This window comes from Hydrotalea lipotrueae, from assembly GCF_019249625.1.
Lineage (GTDB): Bacteria > Bacteroidota > Bacteroidia > Chitinophagales > Chitinophagaceae > Hydrotalea > Hydrotalea flava.
This window is the reverse complement of the sequence record NZ_JAESDL010000022.1, coordinates 45,899-66,928: the sequence shown is the minus strand read 5'-3', so window position 1 is coordinate 66,928 and position 21,030 is coordinate 45,899. Positions and strand designations below refer to the sequence as shown.

Annotated in this window: 19 protein-coding genes; 15 read left to right on the top strand and 4 right to left on the bottom strand. The window is 37.0% G+C overall.

Going from position 1 to position 21,030, the window contains the following annotated elements:
- Positions 1 to 40 precede the first annotated feature (40 nt).
- Positions 41 to 352, bottom strand: a complete 312-nt coding sequence (locus JK139_RS15950; protein ID WP_449555711.1) for an HYC_CC_PP family protein — start codon at positions 350 to 352, stop codon at positions 41 to 43.
- Between the two features lie 102 nt (positions 353 to 454).
- Between JK139_RS15950 and JK139_RS12435 the strand changes: the two genes are divergently transcribed.
- From JK139_RS12435 to JK139_RS12385, 11 genes are all read left to right on the top strand, one after another.
- Positions 455 to 1,102, top strand: coding sequence for a hypothetical protein (locus tag JK139_RS12435; protein ID WP_218331404.1), 648 nt, complete (start codon positions 455 to 457; stop codon positions 1,100 to 1,102).
- Positions 1,103 to 1,109: 7 nt separating this feature from the next.
- Entirely contained in the window at positions 1,110 to 1,340 is a 231-nt protein-coding gene (locus JK139_RS12430; RefSeq protein ID WP_074420900.1) for a hypothetical protein, read from the top strand.
- Positions 1,341 to 1,493: 153 nt separating this feature from the next.
- Positions 1,494 to 2,525 (top strand): hypothetical protein, encoded by a 1,032-nt coding sequence (locus tag JK139_RS12425; RefSeq protein ID WP_218331403.1) that lies wholly within the window; start codon positions 1,494 to 1,496, stop codon positions 2,523 to 2,525.
- Positions 2,526 to 2,585: 60 nt separating this feature from the next.
- Positions 2,586 to 5,750: an ATP-dependent helicase gene (locus JK139_RS12420; protein ID WP_074420898.1), complete on the top strand. Its 3,165-nt coding sequence runs from the start codon at positions 2,586 to 2,588 to the stop codon at positions 5,748 to 5,750.
- 94 nt (positions 5,751 to 5,844) lie between these two features.
- Positions 5,845 to 7,260, top strand: coding sequence for an Ig-like domain-containing protein (locus JK139_RS12415; protein ID WP_074420897.1), 1,416 nt, complete (start codon positions 5,845 to 5,847; stop codon positions 7,258 to 7,260).
- A gap of 65 nt (positions 7,261 to 7,325) precedes the next feature.
- Positions 7,326 to 7,943 (top strand): recombination mediator RecR, encoded by a 618-nt coding sequence (recR, locus tag JK139_RS12410; RefSeq protein WP_074417417.1) that lies wholly within the window; start codon positions 7,326 to 7,328, stop codon positions 7,941 to 7,943.
- A 155-nt stretch (positions 7,944 to 8,098) separates the two neighbouring features.
- Positions 8,099 to 8,515 carry an OB-fold protein gene (locus JK139_RS12405; protein ID WP_074420896.1) on the top strand — a complete coding sequence of 139 codons (417 nt, stop codon included), beginning with the start codon at positions 8,099 to 8,101 and terminating at the stop codon, positions 8,513 to 8,515.
- A 62-nt stretch (positions 8,516 to 8,577) separates the two neighbouring features.
- Positions 8,578 to 9,105, top strand: coding sequence for a YceI family protein (locus JK139_RS12400; protein WP_074420895.1), 528 nt, complete (start codon positions 8,578 to 8,580; stop codon positions 9,103 to 9,105).
- 365 nt (positions 9,106 to 9,470) lie between these two features.
- Entirely contained in the window at positions 9,471 to 10,487 is a 1,017-nt protein-coding gene (locus JK139_RS12395; protein ID WP_074420894.1) for a homocysteine S-methyltransferase family protein, read from the top strand.
- 26 nt (positions 10,488 to 10,513) lie between these two features.
- Positions 10,514 to 13,237 carry a methionine synthase gene (metH, locus tag JK139_RS12390; RefSeq protein ID WP_074418469.1) on the top strand — a complete coding sequence of 908 codons (2,724 nt, stop codon included), beginning with the start codon at positions 10,514 to 10,516 and terminating at the stop codon, positions 13,235 to 13,237.
- Between the two features lie 130 nt (positions 13,238 to 13,367).
- Entirely contained in the window at positions 13,368 to 14,288 is a 921-nt protein-coding gene (locus JK139_RS12385) for a PfkB family carbohydrate kinase (protein WP_074418468.1), read from the top strand.
- Positions 14,289 to 14,344: 56 nt separating this feature from the next.
- Here the strand turns inward: JK139_RS12385 and JK139_RS12380 are convergent, their stop codons facing one another.
- Positions 14,345 to 15,043: an SDR family oxidoreductase gene (locus JK139_RS12380; protein WP_074418467.1), complete on the bottom strand. Its 699-nt coding sequence runs from the start codon at positions 15,041 to 15,043 to the stop codon at positions 14,345 to 14,347.
- Positions 15,044 to 15,118: 75 nt separating this feature from the next.
- Here JK139_RS12380 and JK139_RS12375 point away from each other — a divergent pair, with 75 nt between their 5' ends.
- Positions 15,119 to 15,814, top strand: a complete 696-nt coding sequence (locus JK139_RS12375; protein WP_068243789.1) for a YjjG family noncanonical pyrimidine nucleotidase — start codon at positions 15,119 to 15,121, stop codon at positions 15,812 to 15,814.
- A 72-nt stretch (positions 15,815 to 15,886) separates the two neighbouring features.
- Here JK139_RS12375 and JK139_RS12370 read toward each other — a convergent pair whose 3' ends face one another.
- Positions 15,887 to 16,069, bottom strand: coding sequence for a hypothetical protein (locus tag JK139_RS12370; protein ID WP_141676812.1), 183 nt, complete (start codon positions 16,067 to 16,069; stop codon positions 15,887 to 15,889).
- A 62-nt stretch (positions 16,070 to 16,131) separates the two neighbouring features.
- Positions 16,132 to 16,800 carry a phosphatidylserine decarboxylase family protein gene (locus JK139_RS12365; RefSeq protein ID WP_074418465.1) on the bottom strand — a complete coding sequence of 223 codons (669 nt, stop codon included), beginning with the start codon at positions 16,798 to 16,800 and terminating at the stop codon, positions 16,132 to 16,134.
- 259 nt (positions 16,801 to 17,059) lie between these two features.
- Between JK139_RS12365 and JK139_RS12360 the strand changes: the two genes are divergently transcribed.
- From JK139_RS12360 to JK139_RS12350, 3 genes are all read left to right on the top strand, one after another.
- A complete protein-coding gene (locus JK139_RS12360; protein ID WP_074421154.1) occupies positions 17,060 to 19,048 on the top strand; it encodes a M1 family metallopeptidase in 1,989 nt (662 codons plus the stop codon).
- Positions 19,049 to 19,118: 70 nt separating this feature from the next.
- Positions 19,119 to 19,724: a sigma-70 family RNA polymerase sigma factor gene (locus JK139_RS12355; protein ID WP_228733219.1), complete on the top strand. Its 606-nt coding sequence runs from the start codon at positions 19,119 to 19,121 to the stop codon at positions 19,722 to 19,724.
- Between the two features lie 53 nt (positions 19,725 to 19,777).
- Entirely contained in the window at positions 19,778 to 20,914 is a 1,137-nt protein-coding gene (locus JK139_RS12350; protein ID WP_074421155.1) for a FecR family protein, read from the top strand.
- The last annotated feature ends 116 nt before the right edge of the window (positions 20,915 to 21,030 follow it).

The window sequence follows — 21,030 nt, the reverse complement described above, 5'->3', positions numbered from 1 at the left end:
GATGCTAATTTTCTCGGATTTGTACAATTAGCTTGTACAATTATATTATTAAGAAACTACTTTTGAGATACGCTCTATATAAAGAAGAAGGCTCAATGTCAAAATATATGCCAGCAACTAATAAAGAGTTAACCTGGGCACCTTTGTGAATATTAACTTTCGTAAAATGCAATTTATCCTTACAACATCCCTTCGGCATATCTTTTGGGTTGCAATTGCATCCTCTGTGCCCACCAAAATTTAAGACTGATATTTTTGTTAAGTGACCCTGGCAATAGTGAGAATTAATAGCAATGCTGAATGCACTGGCTGAGTAAACAAAGAGAAGCAGTATGACTATTATTTTTTTCACCTTATTTGCATTTAAGGACGGTGTAAAAGTACTTTTTGAAATTATCTGTAAATATGATTTTTGTCAGTTTTTGTCAGGAATAAATATGATTTTAGTCAGTATATGAAAGTTTATTTTCATTTTAATGAAAAGCCATTATTAATTTTTAGGATGCCTGTTTTAACTAAAGTATTATATTTGACACTAAATGTCAACATTCATTTATTGGTATTCCCACCAAAAGAGAAAATCAACGGACACAAAGGAGCCAACTCTTACATTCGTTTAGGTGAATCAATGGGCGTAAACAAAGGCTACAAAACAGGCATCCGTGACAATTGGTTTGTAATCCCTTCAATAAAGTTGTCAGATGCTTTATTTATTAGCAGAAACAATTTATATCCTCGTTTAATCCTGAACGAAGCAAAAGCCTACGCAACGGACACAATGCACCGTGTGTTTATGAAAAAAGATACGATTAAAAACACATTCATAGCCAGTTTTTACAATTCACTTTCATTGGCTTTTTCAAAAATCGTTGGTCGTAGTTATGGTGGTGGAGTATTGGAATTAATGCCAAGCAAAGCAGAAAAAATACTGCTCCCATATCAAACTGAAAATGCTGAATTACTTGCTACCATTGATAAAATGATGCGAGACAAAAAAAGCATTGATGAAATTTTGAAAATCACAAACAAACAAATCCTGAAAGACGGGTACGGCTTTACAGATAAAGAAATAAAGATAGCGGATAGTGTTGTATTTATTTGACAATGATATGAGCTTTGAAATTGGAAAAACAGCAATTACCGAGAATATGTTTTTTGTAGGTGAGCAAGATATTGAAGATTCAATCAGTGACGAAATTTGGTTAAATATCCTTAATGACTATTATCAAGGGGTATTAGAATTTAGTATAAAAGAAATTAAAGATTGGAAAAATGCAGTTGTAAAAAAACTAGGTGTAACGATTACGAAAAATTCTATCCAATTCTTAAAAAAGGAATAAAAACGAAGTGCAAAAAAAATATTGATTACGATTCACTTAAGAGAATGCCTTCAAAGGGGGCTAAATCAGCAGATTTTTTGCAAAGGTTTATAAATTCTGAAAATGACATTCCTGTTAAAATAAAAGAAGCATTTGATAAACTAAGAACTTATTATGCCAACAATAAAAATTAACCAACAACTCAAACGAATCGAAGTCAAAGAATTTGAAATCGAAAATCAAATCGTTTTCAGCTATTTTGATAATCTTCCTGCGAGTGAAAGAGATGAAAAATTGCTGAGAGTAATTTACATAGGTGTTTTGGCTTTAATGGAAGACCGTATTTCCTCGTTTCTTTCAAAAACATCTAACGAACTAGGAACAGAACTAGAAAGTTTGAAGATGATTTTTGAAATGAAGAAAGAACTTTTCTATAAATCAACTATCAAAGGAATATTAGCAGAAGATGAAATTGCAGAATTTTTAAATCAATACTTTTCAGAAAAACGCTTGAAAGACAGAGCGTTTTTAACCGGAAATTCAGCGGGGAATCTTCCTAAGAATAAAACAGGAGATATTATTTGTGAAGTGCACGGAACACCTGATTTAAAAATTGCCATTGAATGTAAGTTTGATAAAAGTGTTCGTTTAGGAGATATTGAGAGCAAAGATATTTTTACCCGAAATTCTCCCACCGCTTGGAGCCAATTAATTGAAGCACAAGCCAACAGAGATAGTAAAGTAAGTTTGATTGTGTTTGATGTTTCGTTAGTTGATAACTCTATTCTAAAGAACGTTGAGAATGTCGGTTACATCCCGGGAATTGGTTTCATTGCAATCATTAATTCACAAAAAGGAGATTATAGTAATTTGGCAATTGCTTATATGCTTGCAAGAGATATTGCCTTAAATGCTAAGGAAATTGAATTGGATAAAGATGTTTTGGCAATGATGGTAAACCGCATTATCAAAGACATCAATGAAGTTTTGACAATTAAATCACTCGTTCAGAATAACATTGACAATAACAAAACAATATTGAAACAACTTGAAAAATCAATCCTTTTAATGGAGTTTAATCAAGAATATTTAAAACGGTTTTTAAGTCAGGGAACATTAACTAAAAAAGATTTGCTGGACTTCTATTCAGGTGAAAATGTGAAAGATAAATACCGTTTAATTGAAAAAGAAATTGATGCATCATAGTATCCAAAACAATATGCATAATAAATAGCATAACATTTGTTTGTTAGCAATAAATTTTAAATGAACATAATTAATGTAAAAACTACTACCTATATGCAACTCAATGAAGATTTTCAAAAAATATACCAACAATTAAATGATGAGCAAAAGAAAGCGGTAGATCAAATAGAAGGCCCTGTAATGGTCATTGCCGGGCCTGGCACAGGGAAAACACAAATTTTATCGGCACGAATAGGAAAAATTTTGTTGGAAACCGATACACTGCCCGAAAATATTCTTTGCTTAACTTATACTGATGCCGGTGTTGTTGCCATGCGTAAACGCCTCATGAGTTTTATTGGGCCCGATGCTTATAAAGTGAACATTTATACCTTCCATGCCTTTTGTAATGATATTATTCAGGAAAATCTCTCCATGTTCGAAAAAACAGTACTCGATCCAATTTCTGATTTGGAGCTTACTGCATTGCTTAAACAACTCATTGATACTTTTCCCAAGAATCATCCGCTCAAACGTTACAGGGGTGATGTATATTTTGAAATAGAAAACCTGCAGAAATTATTCAGCACCATGAAAAAAGAAGGGTGGACACCTGAATATATCCTTTCTGCTATTGATGCTTATTTGAATGATTTGCCCAATCGTGAAGAATTTATTTATAAAAGAAAAACCGGCCGTAATAATCCGGGCGATTTAAAAGAAAAACAAATACACGAAGAAAAAGAAAAAATGGAAAAACTCCGTGCTGCCGTGCAGGAATTTGACCGTTTTCAGGCAATGATGAAACAAAACAACCGCTACGATTTTGATGATATGATTAACTGGGTAATTCAGGCATTTGAACAAAACCCGGGTTTATTGTTAAAATATCAGGAGCAGTTTTTATATATTTTGGTAGATGAATACCAGGATACCAGCGGTACACAGAATAAGCTGGTACAATTGCTCATTAATTATTGGGAAGAACCCAATGTTTTTGTGGTGGGCGATGATGATCAAAGTATTTACCGTTTTCAGGGTGCTAATATCGAAAACATGTTCACGTTTGCACAACAATACCAAAATAGTTTAGAAAAGATTGTGCTCACAAAAAATTATCGTTCCATTCAACCTATTTTGAATACTGCTAAATCTGTGATTGATCGCAATGAAGAGCGTTTGGTAAAACACATGGAAGGGTTATCAAAAGAGTTATCTGCCGCTAATCCTCATATTAGTGAAATGAAGCAACCGCCAGTTGTGCAGGAATACGATAATCAACAGGCAGAAATGATAGGCATTACACTTCAAATTGAGGCCCTTTTACAACAAGGAATTGCACCCGGAAAGATTGCGATAATTTATAAAGAACATAAATTTGGAGAAGAACTGGCTAAATATTGCACTGTTAAAAATATTCCTGTTTTTACCAAAAAGCATGTCAATATTTTCACCATTCCTTTAGCAAAAAAAATACTCTTGCTATTAGAGTATTTAGCTGCTGAACACGATGCACCTTATGGGGGCGATGAAATGTTATTTGAAATTTTGCATTTTAACTGGTTTCAAATTCCACCCATTGAAATTGCAGCACTCTCTGTTGAAGTGGCCGATTTGAAATACACTACAAAAAAAACATCCATCCGAAAATTATTATACGATAAAGCCAATGCACCTGCCAAAGATTTATTTACTGAATCACTGCTTCCTGCTTTAAAAGAAGCTTCTTTCATCATCGAAAAACTGATTGCTGCTGTACCCAATGTTACCCTGCAACATTTATTTGAAAAAGTAATTTCTGAAACAGGTATTATACAACACATCATGCAGCAACCCGATAAGTTTTATGCATTGCAGGTACTCACCGCTTTATTCGATTTTGTGAAAGAAGAAACCCGCCGCAATCCTTTTTTATCACTAAAAGAATTTGTATCTCTCATTCAATTAATGCAAAGCGAAAAAATTCCATTGCCCTTAGTACAGGTGAACGGAAACGATAAAGGCGTTAACTTTTTAACAGCGCACGGTTCTAAAGGGCTGGAGTTTACTTATGTATTTTTTGCAGGTTGTAATGCATCTTTCTGGGAAAAAAAGCGCAAACAAAGTGATGGGTATAGTTTTCCCGATACCCTTTTTGCTTCTACTCCTAAGCATAAAGAGGAAGAAGAATTGCGCCGCTTATTTTATGTAGCACTTACCCGGGCAGAACAATATTTAACGGTAAGCTATGCGGCATTTAAAAATGATGGCAAATACCTTGAACCTTCTATGTTTATTGCCGAAATGATGGAGCACAATGGTGTAACCATTGAAAAGAAAACCTTGGATGCGGCAACTATCGCCGATTTTCAGGCGCTTAGTTTTGCCAATACTGCTGCACCTGAAATTGATAAATTAGAAACCGATGTGATCAATCGCCTGCTCGAAAAATTTGTAATGAATGTTACGGCATTGAATAATTATTTAAAATGTCCGCTGGAGTTTTATTATAAAAATTTAATTCGAATTCCTTCACCTAAAAATGAATCAACCGAATTTGGTTCAGCGGTTCACTATGCACTGGAAAAATTGTTTAAAAAAATGAAGGAAGATCCCAATAACCAATTCCCTCCATTGGAAGAATTTATTTCCGATTTTGAATGGTACATGCACCGCCATCGCGAAAGCTTTACTAAAGAGCAGTTTGAACGCCGGTTAGAATACGGCCAAATTGTATTAAGCAACTATTATCAGGAACATATTTTAACCTGGCATAAAATTGTAGTAGTAGAACATACCATCAAAAATATTGTCATCAATGGGGTACCGTTAAAAGGAAAATTAGATAAATTAGAATTTGATGGGAAATATGTAAATGTGGTAGATTATAAAACCGGCGATTATGAAAAAGCGCAAACAAAATTATTACCCCCGAACGATAAAAACGAATTGGGTGGCGATTACTGGCGACAAGCCGTTTTTTATAAAATTCTGGTAGATAACGATGCCACCAAAAATTGGGAAGTGGTTAGTACAGAATTCGATTTTGTTGAGCCTGATAAAAAAAACAATTACATCAAACAAAAACTGGTGATTGAACCCGAAGATGTAACCACCGTAAAACAACAAATTACCACCGTATGGGAAAAAATTCAGGCACATGATTTTTATACCGGCTGCGGCAGCACTGACTGTCATTGGTGTAATTTTGTGAAAGATAATCAATTAGCCATTGCTTTACACGAGCTGAATGAAGAGGAAACATAGATTTTATAGTTCTGTTAATCGGCTTTACCCATTTCTAAGCGTAAGTTTGCGCTTGCCGGTTCACTGCCATTTCGTTGTATAAAACAATAATTACATGCAAAAAATAATTGGATATTTCTTCATAGCTGCCTTGTTTATTCCCTTTACTTTTACGGGATGTGCTAATATTATTCCACCATCTGGCGGCCCAAGAGATACCATTCCACCTCATTTGGTAACCGCCGTACCCGATGATTCTATGTTGTATTTTAATACCAATAAAATTCTGCTAACTTTCGATGAATATATAGATGTAAAAGATGTACAAAAAAATTTAATTGTTTCCCCCAACCCTAAAAGTACCCCCATTATTGAAAATCATTTGAAAAATGTAACCATTAAATTAAAAGATACACTCCATCCCAATACTACCTATTCCATCAATTTTGGAAATGCTATTCGCGATGTAAATGAAGGAAATATTCTTAAAAATTTTATTTATGTATTCTCAACCGGTAATCATTTAGATACGTTTAGTTTCAGAGGCAAAGTATTACTGGCCGAGACCGGAAAAACCGATTCAACCCTAATTGTGGTTTTGCATGAAAATTTGAACGATACAGCCGTGGTAAAAGATGCACCTAAATACTATGCTCGTGTAAGTGGCAACGGCAATTTTGTATTTCATTTTTTACCTGCCAAAACATTTGCAGCCTATGTATTGCCCGATGATTACAGTAAACGTTATGATGATTCAACCAAAATGTTTGCTTTTCTCGATTCAAATATTGCTGTAGGTACGCATACACCTATGGTTACTTTCTATGCATTTGAGGCAGCAAAGAAAAAAGAAAAAACAGCTAAACCCAATGTGCCACCTGCTGCTAAACTCAGCAAAAACAAAGAACGGAATGAAGAGCAGAAGCGGCTGCGCTTTAGCATTAACTTCGACAATGGTAAACAGGATTTATTAAACCCGGCACTTCAAATTAAATTCAATACACCTTTAGATACGCTCAACACTGCGGCAGTGGAGTTGTTAGATACCTTGTTTAAACCTGTAAAAGGTTATACTGTTCAGTTAGATAGTACCAAAACCATTTGTAGTATTACTTATTCTTGGAAAGAGGCTGAACATTTTGTATTGCTGCTTCAAAAAGATGCGGCGGTTGATACCAACCACCTGCAATTAGCCAAGACCGATACCATTCGCTTCACCACTAAAAACGAATCAGATTACGGCTCGCTGCGCATACGTTTCAATCATCTCGATTTGGCCAAACATCCGGTGTTACAAATGTTACAAAACAATACCATCGCTGAATCAATCCCCATTACTTCAAAAGAAATTTACAGAAAATTATACCGCCCCGGCGATTATGATTTGCGTATTCTTTACGATACCAACCAAAATGGCATTTGGGATACCGGTAATTTTAAAAAACACCTGCAACCTGAAATTGTATTCGATCTCGATAAAAAAATTGTGCTGAAAAATAATTGGGATAATGAGTATGAGTTGAATTTGTAAATGCCATTTTTGTTTTTACGCTTCAACAAAATGTGTTCCTTACTGCAAAACTTTATCTTTGCGCCATGCAGTTACCTTCCGGTTTATTAGAAAATGCAGTGGCGCAATTTGCCAAATTACCCGGCATAGGCAAAAAAACTGCCTTACGCTTAGTTCTGCATTTATTAAAACAAAACGAGAATGAGGTAACCGTTTTTGCCAATACCATTGCCAAAATGCGCCGCGAAATAAAATTTTGCCAACGCTGCTTCAATATCAGTGATGGCGATATTTGCAGCATTTGTGCCAATTCTATGCGCAACGCCGGGGTTATATGTGTAGTAGAAAATATTCGCGATGTAATAGCTATTGAAACCACACAACAGTTTAACGGAACGTATCATGTGTTAGGCGGCATTATATCGCCGTTAGATGGGGTTGGCCCCGATCAGCTTACCATACAGCCATTGGTGCACCGCTTGGAAACCGAACATACCGAAGAGTTGATTTTTGCATTAAACCCCACCATTCAGGGCGATACCACCATTTATTATATCCAAAAAAAAATACAGCACCTGCCCTGTAAAATTACTACCATTGCCCGTGGCATTGCTTTTGGCGGAGAGTTGGAATATGCCGATGAAATGACTTTGGCCCGCAGCTTAGCCAATCGCTTACCCATACAACAATATGTTAAAGGTTAGCTGAAGGTAGTACAATAATTTTTTTAAAAATTTACAGCTCATTATTTTTAGGTAATTACACTTTGGTAGCATATTGGTACAACATTTAAGTCATCTGTTGGTTGTATATAAAAAAATAATACAATTCAGCAGTTGTACAAAAATTGAATACACACATGAAAAAAACATTGAAATATTTTTTAATTCTGGTAGTAGTAGTAGCCATTGCTGCTACCGGTTTTGTAGTGTATGTGTATAATAAACCACACAGAAATGTTGCTAAAGAAAAAGCAGTAACCCTTACTGCAGAACAATTATATCATGCGTTTAAAGACAATGAACAACAGGCCAATCAGCTATATTTAGATAAAGCCATTGAATTAACAGGTCGAATTGCACAAATTGCTACCAATCAGCAAGGCCAAACCGTTATCGATTTTAATACCGCCGATTCAATGGTAACCATTAATTGTACCTTTAAAAATAAGCCTGCTAATATTAAAGTTGGCGATTCTGTTCACTTTAAGGGCATTTGTACCGGCTATATCCCCGATATGAATGTGGTAATGAACAATGGCATTTTAGTAGAATAGATGTTTCAATCAATTACAGCCATCTGAAAACAATTCATAAAATAGTATAAAATCATCGCTTCATGTATACTAAACTTTCTCTTCTATTCCTTTTCTGCGTTTTAAGTGTTTCCTGCCTTCAGGCACAAAAATCGTTTGTTACCCGTAACGGGCAAATTAGTTTTGTAGCCACCAATGATGATGATGTAAGTGCTGTGAATAATGAAGTAGCCAGCCGTATCACTACTAACGGACAAATCACTTTTAGTCTGTTAATCAAAAGTTTCTTTTTTCAATATGCCGAAATGCAGGATCATTTCAACAGCGATTATCTGCAAAGCAATACCTATCCGCGTTCCGATTATAAAGGCAATATCACCAATATCCAATCCGTTAATTTTTCGAAAAACGGAATATATCCTGTTACCGTACAGGGTAATTTAACGCTGCATGGCATTACAAAACCCATCACCGTTCCCGGTACCATAGAAGTGGCAGACAATAAAATTATTGCCAAAGCCAGGTTTATATTGGTTTTGAGCGATTTTAACATTCATGCCGACAGGGTAGCCAAAAAAGTAGCCATTCAATTCAATTGCACCTGTCAATAATCTATTGCTACTAACATTTGTTTGTATTTTTTCCCGCTTACTTACCTTAACTTTGCAGCACTTCAGGTGGATTTGTTTATTGTTCGGCCTGTGCAAATTGAACTAATAAACGGTAAAAGCTGCTGCATTTTCTTCACAGTAACTCAATCGTTCAACAGTTCAAAATTTTTATGTTACCGGCTGCAGTAAGGCTATTGAACTGCCGTTGCGTCGCACACTGCATCGTTCAAAACACTGCTCAGCCAAACCGCTCCGCAACAAACATTCCACCATCGAAGTAAAGTTTGTTATAAAATGGCATGTGCACAGCACGCAAAACTTTATAACAATATTTATCCGGGTATCAAAAAAAAACAGATACAAAAATGAAATCAATTAAAGAATGTTTACAGGAACGCATATTAATCATCGATGGAGCCATGGGTACTATGATACAACGGCATCAATTACAGGAGGCCGATTACCGGGGCGAAAGATTTAAAGACTGGCCGGTAGATGTTAAGGGAAATAATGATTTGTTGTGTATTACCCAACCCGAGATTATTAAAAATATACACCGCCAATACCTGGAAGCCGGTGCAGATATTATTGAAACCAATACGTTCAGCAGTACGGCCATTGCCATGGCGGATTATAAAATGGAAGCGCTGGCTTATGAACTGAATGTTGCAGCCGCAAAATGTGCCCGCTCTGTAGCCAATGAGTTTACCGCCAAAAATCCCGATAAACCGCGCTTTGTTGCCGGTGCCATGGGGCCGCTGAACAAAACACTCAGCCTTTCGCCCGATGTCAATAATCCAGGTTTTCGTGCTGTTACCTTTGATGAGGTAATGCAAGCCTACTACGAACAGGTAAAAGGTTTGGTACATGGCGGCGTAGATGTATTGCTGATTGAAACCATTTTCGATACCCTGAATGCTAAAGCGGCCATATTTGCCATTAAAAAATATTTTCGCGACCATCAGCAACCGGAACTGCCCATTATGATCAGCGGTACCATTACCGATGCCAGTGGGCGCACTTTAAGCGGACAAACACTCGAGGCGTTTTATACCTCTGTTATGCATGCACAACCCTTAAGTGTTGGTTTAAATTGTGCATTGGGTGCAGCAGAAATGCGCAGCCATATTGAAGAGTTATCGCAAATTGCTGCCGCATACACCTCTGCCTATCCCAATGCCGGCTTGCCTAATGCCATGGGCGAATACGATGAACAACCTCACGAAACGGCACATTTTATTGAAGAATGGGCAAAACAGGGCTATGTAAACATTGTTGGAGGTTGCTGTGGTACCACGCCTGAACACATAAAACATATTGCCAATAATGTAAAAAATATAAAGCCGAGGCCGTTACCTGTTGTTGAAAATGAAATTGTATAATCCTATACTAAGTGTAAATTATTGTTATGAGTGAGCTAATTGTAATACATCCTTATTTGCGTTTAGCAGGACTGGAACCCTTAGTGGTGCGACCCGAAACCAATTTTGTGAATATTGGAGAGCGTACCAATGTAACCGGTTCAAAAAAATTTGCCCGGCTTATTCGCGAAAATAAATTTGAAGAAGCGCTTTCTGTTGCCCGGCAACAGGTTGAAAATGGTGCGCAGGTGTTGGATGTAAATATGGATGATGCCATGTTAGATGGCGTATTAGCCATGACAACATTTTTAAACCTGTTACAGGCAGAACCCGATATTGCCAAAATTCCCATCATGATCGATTCATCTAAGTTTGCAATTATTGAAGCAGGCTTAAAATGTGTACAGGGAAAATGCATCGTCAATTCTATCTCCCTGAAAGAGGGAGAAGAAAAATTTATTGAACAGGCCATCATTTGTAAATCATTTGGTGCAGCAGTGGTGGTCATGGCTTTTGATGAAGCAGGCCAGGCCGATACCCTGCAACGCAAAGTAGAAATTTGTAAACGTGGTTATCAAATTCTTACAGAAAAAGTGCATTACCAGCCTCAGGATATCATTTTCGATCCAAATATTTTCGCCATTGCTACCGGTATTGAGGAACACAATAATTATGCAGTAGATTTTATAGAAGCTACCCGGCAAATAAAACAACTGATGCCAATGGCTAAGGTGAGTGGCGGTGTATCTAATGTGTCATTTTCTTTTAGAGGTAATGATGTAGTACGCGAAGCCATACATGCCGTATTCCTGTATTATGCTATTCAGGCAGGTATGGATATGGGTATCGTCAATGCAGGGCAATTAGCTGTGTACGATGAAATTGAACCTACATTAAGACAGTTATGTGAAGATGTGGTACTGAACCGGAATAATGACAACAACCAGGCTACCGAAGCCTTGATTGCTTATGCCGAAACTGTAAAAAGTAAAGGGAAAACAATTGTTAAAGATGAAGCCTGGCGCAATGCCCCTGTTGAAGAACGCCTGAAACATGCACTTGTAAACGGCATTACCGATTATATTGATGTAGATACTGAAGAGGCTCGCTTACAATATTCGCAGCCTTTAGATGTAATTGAAGGCCCTTTAATGGATGGCATGAATGTAGTGGGCGATTTATTTGGCGCCGGTAAAATGTTTTTACCACAGGTGGTTAAAAGTGCCAGAGTAATGAAAAAAAGTGTGGCCATATTAACGCCTTATATTGAAGCGGAGAAGGAAGTTCGTAAACAGGCACATTTGGCAGCAGGCACCGAAAATACAGAAGCAGCAGGTGCGGCAAAAATATTGCTGGCCACTGTAAAAGGTGATGTACACGATATTGGTAAAAATATTGTAGGTGTGGTATTGGGCTGTAATGGTTATGATGTAATTGACTTAGGCGTGATGGTGCCCACCGATAAAATTTTAGATACCGCTATTAAAGAAAAGGTAGATATTATTGGTTTGAGTGGATTAATCACTCCTTCACTCGATGAAATGGTGCATGTAGCCAAAGAAATGAAACGCCGCAATATGCAGCAGCCATTGCTGATTGGAGGTGCCACTACTTCACGCATACATACTGCCGTTAAAATTGCACAGGAATATCCAAATGGCGTAGTGCATGTGTTAGATGCTTCCAGAAGTGTAACAGTAGCAGGCGCTTTATTAAGTGCAGAACAAAAAGATGCTTTTTTACAACAAACTGCTGCTGAGTACCATAAATTACGTGAATCATTCTTAAATAAAAAGCCCGTAAAACAATACATCAGCTATCAGGAAGCGCTGACACATAAAACCAAAATAGATTGGAACAATTATACTGCTATTACTCCAAAATTTATAGGCAATAAAGTTTTTGATGATTTTCCTTTAAATGAATTAAGGCCTTTTATTGATTGGAAACCCTTTTTTATCGCATGGGAAATGCACGGAAACTTTCCGGATATTTTAACCGATGAAGTGGTGGGCGTAGAAGCTTCAAAATTGTATAAAGATGCCAATGCCTTATTAGATAAAATTATTCAGGAAAAATGGCTTACAGCAAAAGGCACCATTGGGTTTTATAAAGCCGGTAGCCATAACGATACCCTGTTGGTGCAGCATGGTAATGAAACCTACCGGTTAGAATGCTTGCGTCAACAGGTAAAAAAAGCTGCCGATCAGCCCAACTTATCATTGGCCGACTTCGTAAAACCTGCCAATTCAATCAATGAAGCAAATGATTATATAGGTGCATTTGCCGTTGCCATTCATGGTATTGAAAAACATATTAAAAAGTTTGAGCAGCAATACGATGATTATAATAAGATCATGTTACAGGCATTGGCCGACAGACTGGCTGAAGCTTTTGCAGAATGTTTGCATTATAAAGTTAGAACCAACTATTGGGGTTATGCTTCTAATGAACAGCTGAGCAATGATGATTTAATTCATGAAAAATACCAGGGTATTCGCCCGGCACCGGGTTATCCTGCCTGCCCCGACCATACCGAAAAATATAAGTTGTTTGCTTTGCTCAATGCTACTGAAACAACCGGCATACAATTAACCGAATCACTGGCAATGTATCCGGGAGCAGCAGTTTGTGGCTGGTATTTTTCGCATCCGCAAAGCCAGTATTTTGGTATTGGCAAAATTCAGCGCGATCAGTTGGAAGATTATGCACAACGTAAAAACTGGCCGTTGGAAGAAGCAGAAAAATGGCTAAGTCCGGTATTGGAATAGGTTGTACGCATTCAATTATGCTGCACAATGAATGAATATTAAAATTAATTGAATGCTGTAGCTGTAAAAAATTAGGCATATCTGCTGCATTTTGTATAGTTTCGCTCCCCGATAATCAAATTTTTTTATTATGTCATTAGTTGTTGTCGGTTCTATGGCTTTTGATGCCATTGAAACGCCTTTTGGAAAAAGCGATAAAATAGTAGGAGGTGCTGCCACTTATATAGCCTGGTGTGCCACTAATTTTACACCGGTTAAACAAATTTCTATAGTGGGGGGCGATTTTCCGGCAGAGGAATTGAGTGCTTTGAAAGCAAGAGGCGTTGATTTAGAAGGGGTGCAAATTAAAAAAGAGGAAAAATCTTTTTTTTGGAGTGGCCGTTATCATATGGATATGAACAGCCGCGATACATTAATTACCGAATTAAATGTACTCGCCAATTTTGAACCCAAAGTGCCCAAAAGTTATCAGGATTGCGAATTTTTAATGTTAGGAAATTTGGTACCATCTGTTCAGCGCAGTGTAATTGAACAATTACGCCAACGGCCAAAACTCATTGTAATGGATACCATGAATTTTTGGATGGATACCATGCCGGAAGAGCTGGAAAAAACCATTGCTATGGTAGATGTTTTGATGGTAAATGATAGTGAAGCCCGACAGTTAAGCGGTCAATATTCTTTAGTAAAAGCTGCAGCCACCATTTTAAGAATGGGCCCTAAATTTTTAGTGATTAAAAAAGGCGAACATGGTGCATTGTTGTTTCATGATAACAAAGTTTTCTTTGCTCCTGCATTGCCGTTAGAGGAAGTGTTTGACCCAACCGGTGCCGGCGATACTTTTGCTGGTGGCTTTATTGGTCACTTAGCCAAAACAAAAGATATTTCATTTGAAAATATGAAAACGGCAATTATTATTGGTTCGGCATTGGCCAGTTTTTGCGTAGAAAAATTTGGCACTGCCAAACTTCGTGAAATTTCAGCAAACGATATTACTGAGCGTATTGAAGAATTTGTACAATTGGTACACTTTGATATTAACCTGAAATAAAGGAAATTGAATGAAATGAATCGGGGCCGGAATACTGAAATGTATTTCGGCCTTTTTTATAAATCGCCCAATTGTGGCCTGATGATGATGTCTTCTACACAGGCTTGCGGTGATAAGTTTGCTGCTGAAAATATTAAATTGGCAATATCCTTTACTTCCATAATGCGTTGTGGGTCAATTCCACTGCCATACCAGCTTTCGGTATATACAGCGCCGGGCATTACAGCCGTTACTTTTACATGATGCGGTTTTAACTCTTCACGTAAATTTTTACTGAATCCCAATAAAGCAAATTTACTAATGCTATATGCTCCTCCGTTAGGATAGGCATTTAATGATGCAATTGAACAAATATTAAAAATATGTCCTTTTTTTTCTGATATCATTGCAGGGGCAATGATTCTGGTTAAATGATAAGCGCTAAAAAGATTTACCTGCATTAAATCCATCAGGGTACCTTCCGGTTCAGTTAAAATAGAGCCGGGCTTATATTGGCCGGTATTATTTACCAGAATATCCGGTGCGCCAATACCCAGGCACCAATCACCAAAAGCAGCTACTTCATTGTAATCAGACATATCCGTTGCCCTGAAATGAATAGTTGATTGCGGGTATTTTTGTTGCAATTCATCTGCTGTTGCCTCAAGTGTTACTGCATTTCTGGCACATAACAATAAGGTATACCCCTGCTCGGCAAATTTTCCTGCAATCGCTTTTCCCATTCCTTTTGAAGCGCCGGTAATAATGATATTCATGGTATTGCTGGTTAATTGGTAATAAATTCTGTTACATTTGTTCTCAAATATCGCACATTATTCAGAATAAATAATATGAAATATCAACATATATTTTTTGATCTTGACCATACGTTATGGGACTTTGAAGCCAATGCAAAAGCTACACTGCAGGATTTATATGCGCTGCATCAGTTGTCAGACAAAGGTATTGATTCATTCAACCATTTTTTTGAACGCTACAGTTATCATAACGAACGTTTATGGGATAGATATACCAAAGGGTTTATTAAACAGGATGAATTGCGTTGGAAAAGAATGTGGCTTGCTTTATTAGATTTTAAAATTGCAGATGAGCCACTTTCCCGGCAAATGGCTGTTGATTTTTTAGAAAGATTGCCATTCAAGAATGCAGTTTTTCCCTACACGAATGAAATACTCATTTACCTTACACAAAAAGGCTATCAGTTACACCTCATTACCAATGGCTTTGAAGCTGTTCAACACAAAAAATTATACAATGCCGGCTTGCAGGGTTATTTTAAAAAAGTAATTACTTCTGAGGTTTCCAATAGCTTAAAGCCCAATAAAGAAATTTTTTTATTTGCAATGGAACAAGCCGGTGCAGTTGCAGAAAACAGTATTATGATTGGCGATAATTTAGATGCTGATATTCAGGGTGCAGTGAATGTGGGTATGGATAGTATTTTTGTAAATCATTTGGGCATAGAGCCACATATTCAGGCCACTTATGCAGTAAGTCATTTACAGCAATTGGAAAATATTTTATAATTTTAGGAAATTAAAAACCGGCTACTCATGTTTGAATGGGCAGCCGGTTTTTTATGGGAATCAAAATATTTCTTATTTATACATGGCGGTAGTTCCGGACTTTTTGCAACAATCCTTTTTGCAAATTTTTTTGCACTCTTTTTTAGAACAGTCTTTACAATCTTTATTATTGCATTTCTTTTTTCCACCATCCTGAGCAATTACGGTTCCTGCCAATAGCAGAACCAGTATTCCTGCAGTTGCAAATTTTTTCATGTGTTGATGATTTGTTTGAATTAAAGTTAAGGAAATTTTAATTATTTGTACTGCCACAAATGTTAAATATTAAAAGTCCAGGTGGCTAAAACGGTTACTCCGCCCTGTACTTGTTGGTTAAGTTTTACTTTAATATTGGTATGTAAAGGCAATATAACATCTACCCGGCTGCCAAATTTAATAAAACCATATTCAGCACTCTGTTGCACTTTATCGCCCACTTTTGTATAATTACAAATGCGTTTGGCTAAAGCTCCGGCAATTTGTTTGTATAATACTTCACCATAACCATTTCTAACTACCACACTCCAACGTTCATTTTCAGTAGAGCTTTTCGGGTGCCAGGCTACCAGATACTTTCCTTTGTGATATTGGTTGTAAACAATTTCACCACTCATTGGGTTTCTGTTTACATGAACGTTGGCAGGGCTCATAAAAATGCTTACCTGAATACGTTTATCTTTAAAATATTCAGTATCTGTTATTTCCTCAATCACCACAACTTTCCCGTCTGCCGGACAAACAATGGCATTGTCCTGTATGGTTAATGTGCGATGCGGTATCCTGAAAAATGAAATAATAAATAATAACAAAATTAGAGTAATGATAAAAATGGCAATGGACAGCCATAGTACCGCGCCGCTTAAAAATGCAAATGATAAAACATTGATGAGCCCGAACAGCAAACTGGCAATGCCTATAGTACGGTAACCTTCGTGGTGTATTGTCATTCTAATTGGTTATGCTGCAAAGTTAATAGATGCAGGGTAAATTTGTAAATTCAGTGTTCTATTGGTTTTTCGCATATCCCGGATAATAGAATAGTACCCATTTTAATTTTAAATTCAAAATTAGTTGTTGCATAATTTTCGGAGCATAGTTAATACAATCTGCTTAATTTCAATTTTTGAATGAAGGTGGGCTTTGATGCTGTAATTTTTAAAATATTGATCCAGCAGCCTTCAACATCTAATCGTTAAATATTGTACAATGAAAAGTAGTTATGTTTTTTTAGGAATGGTATGGTTAATGACTTTTTCAAGGGTGCAGGCACAAAATATACAGCAAAAAAGCTCATTAAACGGCAATTGGCAGGTATTTGCGCCACTCAGTTATCAAGGTAACGGAAGTGTATACCGTTCTGCTAATGGCGCTCCGTTAGCAGATTATTGGCAAAATAGAAGCGATTATAAAATACATGCAACTTTAGATACTGTGCAGAATATACTCACTGCTTCTGAAACAATTACCTATACCAATAACAGTCCCGATGCGTTAAATATTTTGTGGTTGCAATTGGACCAAAATACCTATTTACCCAATGCCCGTTCTCAATATTATACCAATCGTATCCGAAATGAATCTACAAATGGTTTTCAAATTGCATCTGTGCAAATTGAAGAGAATGGAAAATTGCAGCAGGTAAACTATTTGGTGAATGATACCCGTATGCAGATACAATTATCAAAAGCGCTGGCAGCAAAAAATGGTAAAATTTTCATTCATATTCAATATCAATATCAGATTCCAGGTGCATTTGGCGGTAGAACCGATTATGTTGCTACGCAATATGGTAAAATTTTTGAGATAGCACAATGGTACCCAAGAATGTGTGTATACGATGATTTGGAGGGATGGAGTACTTTGCCATTTTTAGGTAGCGGAGAATTTTATTGTGATTATGGCGATTACGATTACACCATTACATTACCTGCAGGAATGATTGTGGCCGGTAGTGGCGAATTGCAAAATCCGGAAGAGGTATTAACTCCTTTGCAACTGAATAGGCTTGCCGAAGCTGCAAAAAGTAACCAAACCGTATGGATTAGAACACTTGCTGAAGTGCAACAACAGCCTGCTTTAAAGGGAAATAAAACCTGGCATTTTAAAATGTTTAATACACGAGATGTGGCGTTTGGTGCATCAAAAGCATATATATGGGATGCATCAAAAGTAAATTTACCAAGTGGTAAAAATTGTATGGCCATGTCGGTTTATCCGGTCGAAAGTATAGGGGATAGCGCATGGGGCAGGGCAACTGAATACTTAAAAAAATCAATTGAATATTTTTCTGAAAAATGGTTTGAATATCCCTATCCGGTAGCCATTAACGAGGCAGGCATTGCCGGTGGAATGGAATATCCGGGAATTGTATTTGATGGCATTACCGATAAAGGAAAAGAATTATACTGGGTAACTGCGCATGAAATTGGGCACAACTGGTTCCCCATGATTGTAGGATCTGATGAACGCAGGTATCCCTGGATGGATGAAGGCTTTAACACATTTATTGATGTGTATGCATCTGATGTGTTTAACCATGGCGAATATGCTCCTAAAAGAGATGGCGAGTATGCACCGGATGGAGGTAATCCTGCAGATGAAATAGTGCCTTATTTATCTGATCCGCATGCTCCGGTAATGATGACCAGGGCAGATGGTATTCCCGAAAAATATCGACATCCTATGGTATATTTTAAACCGGCGTACGGGTTGGTTTTATTGCGTGAAGTAATTCTGGGCCCTGATAGATTTGATGCAGCTTTTAAGCACTACATTCAGCAATGGGCTTATCGGCACCCTGCACCATTCGACTTTTTCAACACCATGAATAATCAGGGTGGCGAAGATTTATCGTGGTTTTGGCGGGAGTGGTTTTTTGACAATCAATCGCTCGATCAATCCATTGAAAATGTTGTGTATACAAATCAAAACCCGGCTGATGGTATAGATGTTACTCTTATAAATTTGCAATCCATGGTAATGCCAATACCCTTGGAAGTTAAATACACCAATGGCGCAAAAATGCAATTGCAGTTACCGGTAGAAACCTGGTTGCAAGGCAATCACAGAACGGTACATCTTGCTACCAGCAGCCCCGTAAAAAGCATTGTTATTGATCCCAAAAAGCTGTTACCGGATGAAAACAGAAAGAATAATGTATTTATGATGGCAACTGTGCAGCACAATTCTAATTAAGTTTTATGGTAAATTCCCATAACGTATTACGCAAAAAATATTGGCGGCAATTCTAAATGAATGAATAACTTTGAGTGAAAATCTGCTGAAATTGGCTGCTAACAATAGTATATTCAATTGTAATATTGCTGAATTGCAGTACCAAATAGCCTCTTATGAAGATGAGACTGCTTACAAGAAATTATTTTTTTGTGTCTTCCCCTCTCTTCAAAATCATGCCTATGCTATTTTGCAATCAAGACAATTAGCTGAAGAGGTTGTTTCAGATGTATTAATTGAAATTTGGAAACGCAGGGCAACCTTACTTGAAATAGAGAATTTAAGACTTTACCTGTTCGTGAGTGTTAGAAATGGTGCGTTAAAAAAATTACAGCAGGAGAAAAAAACATTTCGATACCAACCCATTCATGAGTTGAAGGTAGAATTGATTTCTGAATACATTCAACCGGATGAAACCCTTCAGCTTTCAGAAACAGCGCAACAATTAAAAGAAGCCATTCAACAATTACCACCACAATGTAAACTCATTTATAAACTGGCCAAAGAAGATCAGTTGAAATATCGGGAAATTGCCAGTATACTTCAAATCAGTGTAAAAACAATTGATCATCAATTGGCTATTGCACTTCGAAAGCTGGCAGAACGGCTTTCTATTTCCCGCAAACAAAAAAAATAATGATCCCCCTTTAGGGGATTTTCTTTTTTGAATACTCTTATTGATACAGAACTATGGAGAAAAATGACAGAATATGGCAATTATTGGCACGCAAGTTTACCAAAGAAGCTACGGAAGCTGAATTGGAAGAATTGGCTGGTCTTTTAAAACAAGATGAAGTCAATGCTGCAGTTGCTGCCATTCTTGAAGAAAACTGGCAAACATATCCGGATGTGGATATGGAATTTTTAGATGCCACTTTCTTATTGCACCTGCAACGTATGCAGGAGCAGGGTATAACAATGGGAACTGCCCATCAGAGAGATTCAACTGTTATTCATTCTGCACAACCACTTCATAGCAAACAACGTATCAATAAATACATGACAGCCGGTGTGTTCTCATTTATTTTGATATTGCTTATTGCAGGTTGGTGGCGTTTTTCAGAAAACAAGCAGCAGCCCATTCCACAACCTGCCGTTAAAACAGTAGAAATACCTAATGAAATTGTTACAAAAAATGCATCTAAAACAAAAATTATATTACCAGATGGTTCTACCGTTTGGCTCAATGCCGATAGTAAATTATGGTATTATAAAAGTTTTGGAAATGTACAACGTGAAGTTTATTTGACCGGTGAAGCATTTTTTGATGTTGCAAAAAATGCTGCGAAACCCTTTATCATCCATACCAAACTGATTGATGTAAGGGTATTAGGTACCTTATTCAATGTACGTTCATATCCGAATGATAAAACCGTAGAAACCAGTCTGGTAAGGGGTTTGGTGCAGGTTACTTTGCATAGTCGCCCGGATGAAAAGTACTTTCTGAAACCCAATGAAAAATTAGTAGTGTTGAATGTGCCTGATTCTGTAAATGCGCAGAAAAACATACAACCTGTTTTGAAAAACTTAGATGATAATCTTGTTGCCATTAAAAACTTAACACCGCTACAACAGGATGATTCATTAAAAATTGAAACTGCATGGACTAAAAACCGATTGTGTTTTATAGATGAAAGCTTTGATGAAGTAGCGCACCAGTTAGAACGTTGGTACGATGTACAATTTGTGTTTAAAAATGACAGATATAAAAATATAAGGCTAAACGGTTCTTTTGTAAATGAAACGCTAACTCAAGCGCTTGATGCGTTAAAATTTTCTACCAATTTTCATTATGAAATAAAAGATAAAACGGTTACCATTTATTAATTCAAATTTTAAAACGACTGCCTATGCCCATCCTCAACTCCGGTTAAATCAACAACTATATTCAAAAAAAAGCGGGAAATGCTGCAACATTCCCCGCCGGAAAAACACCAGAATGC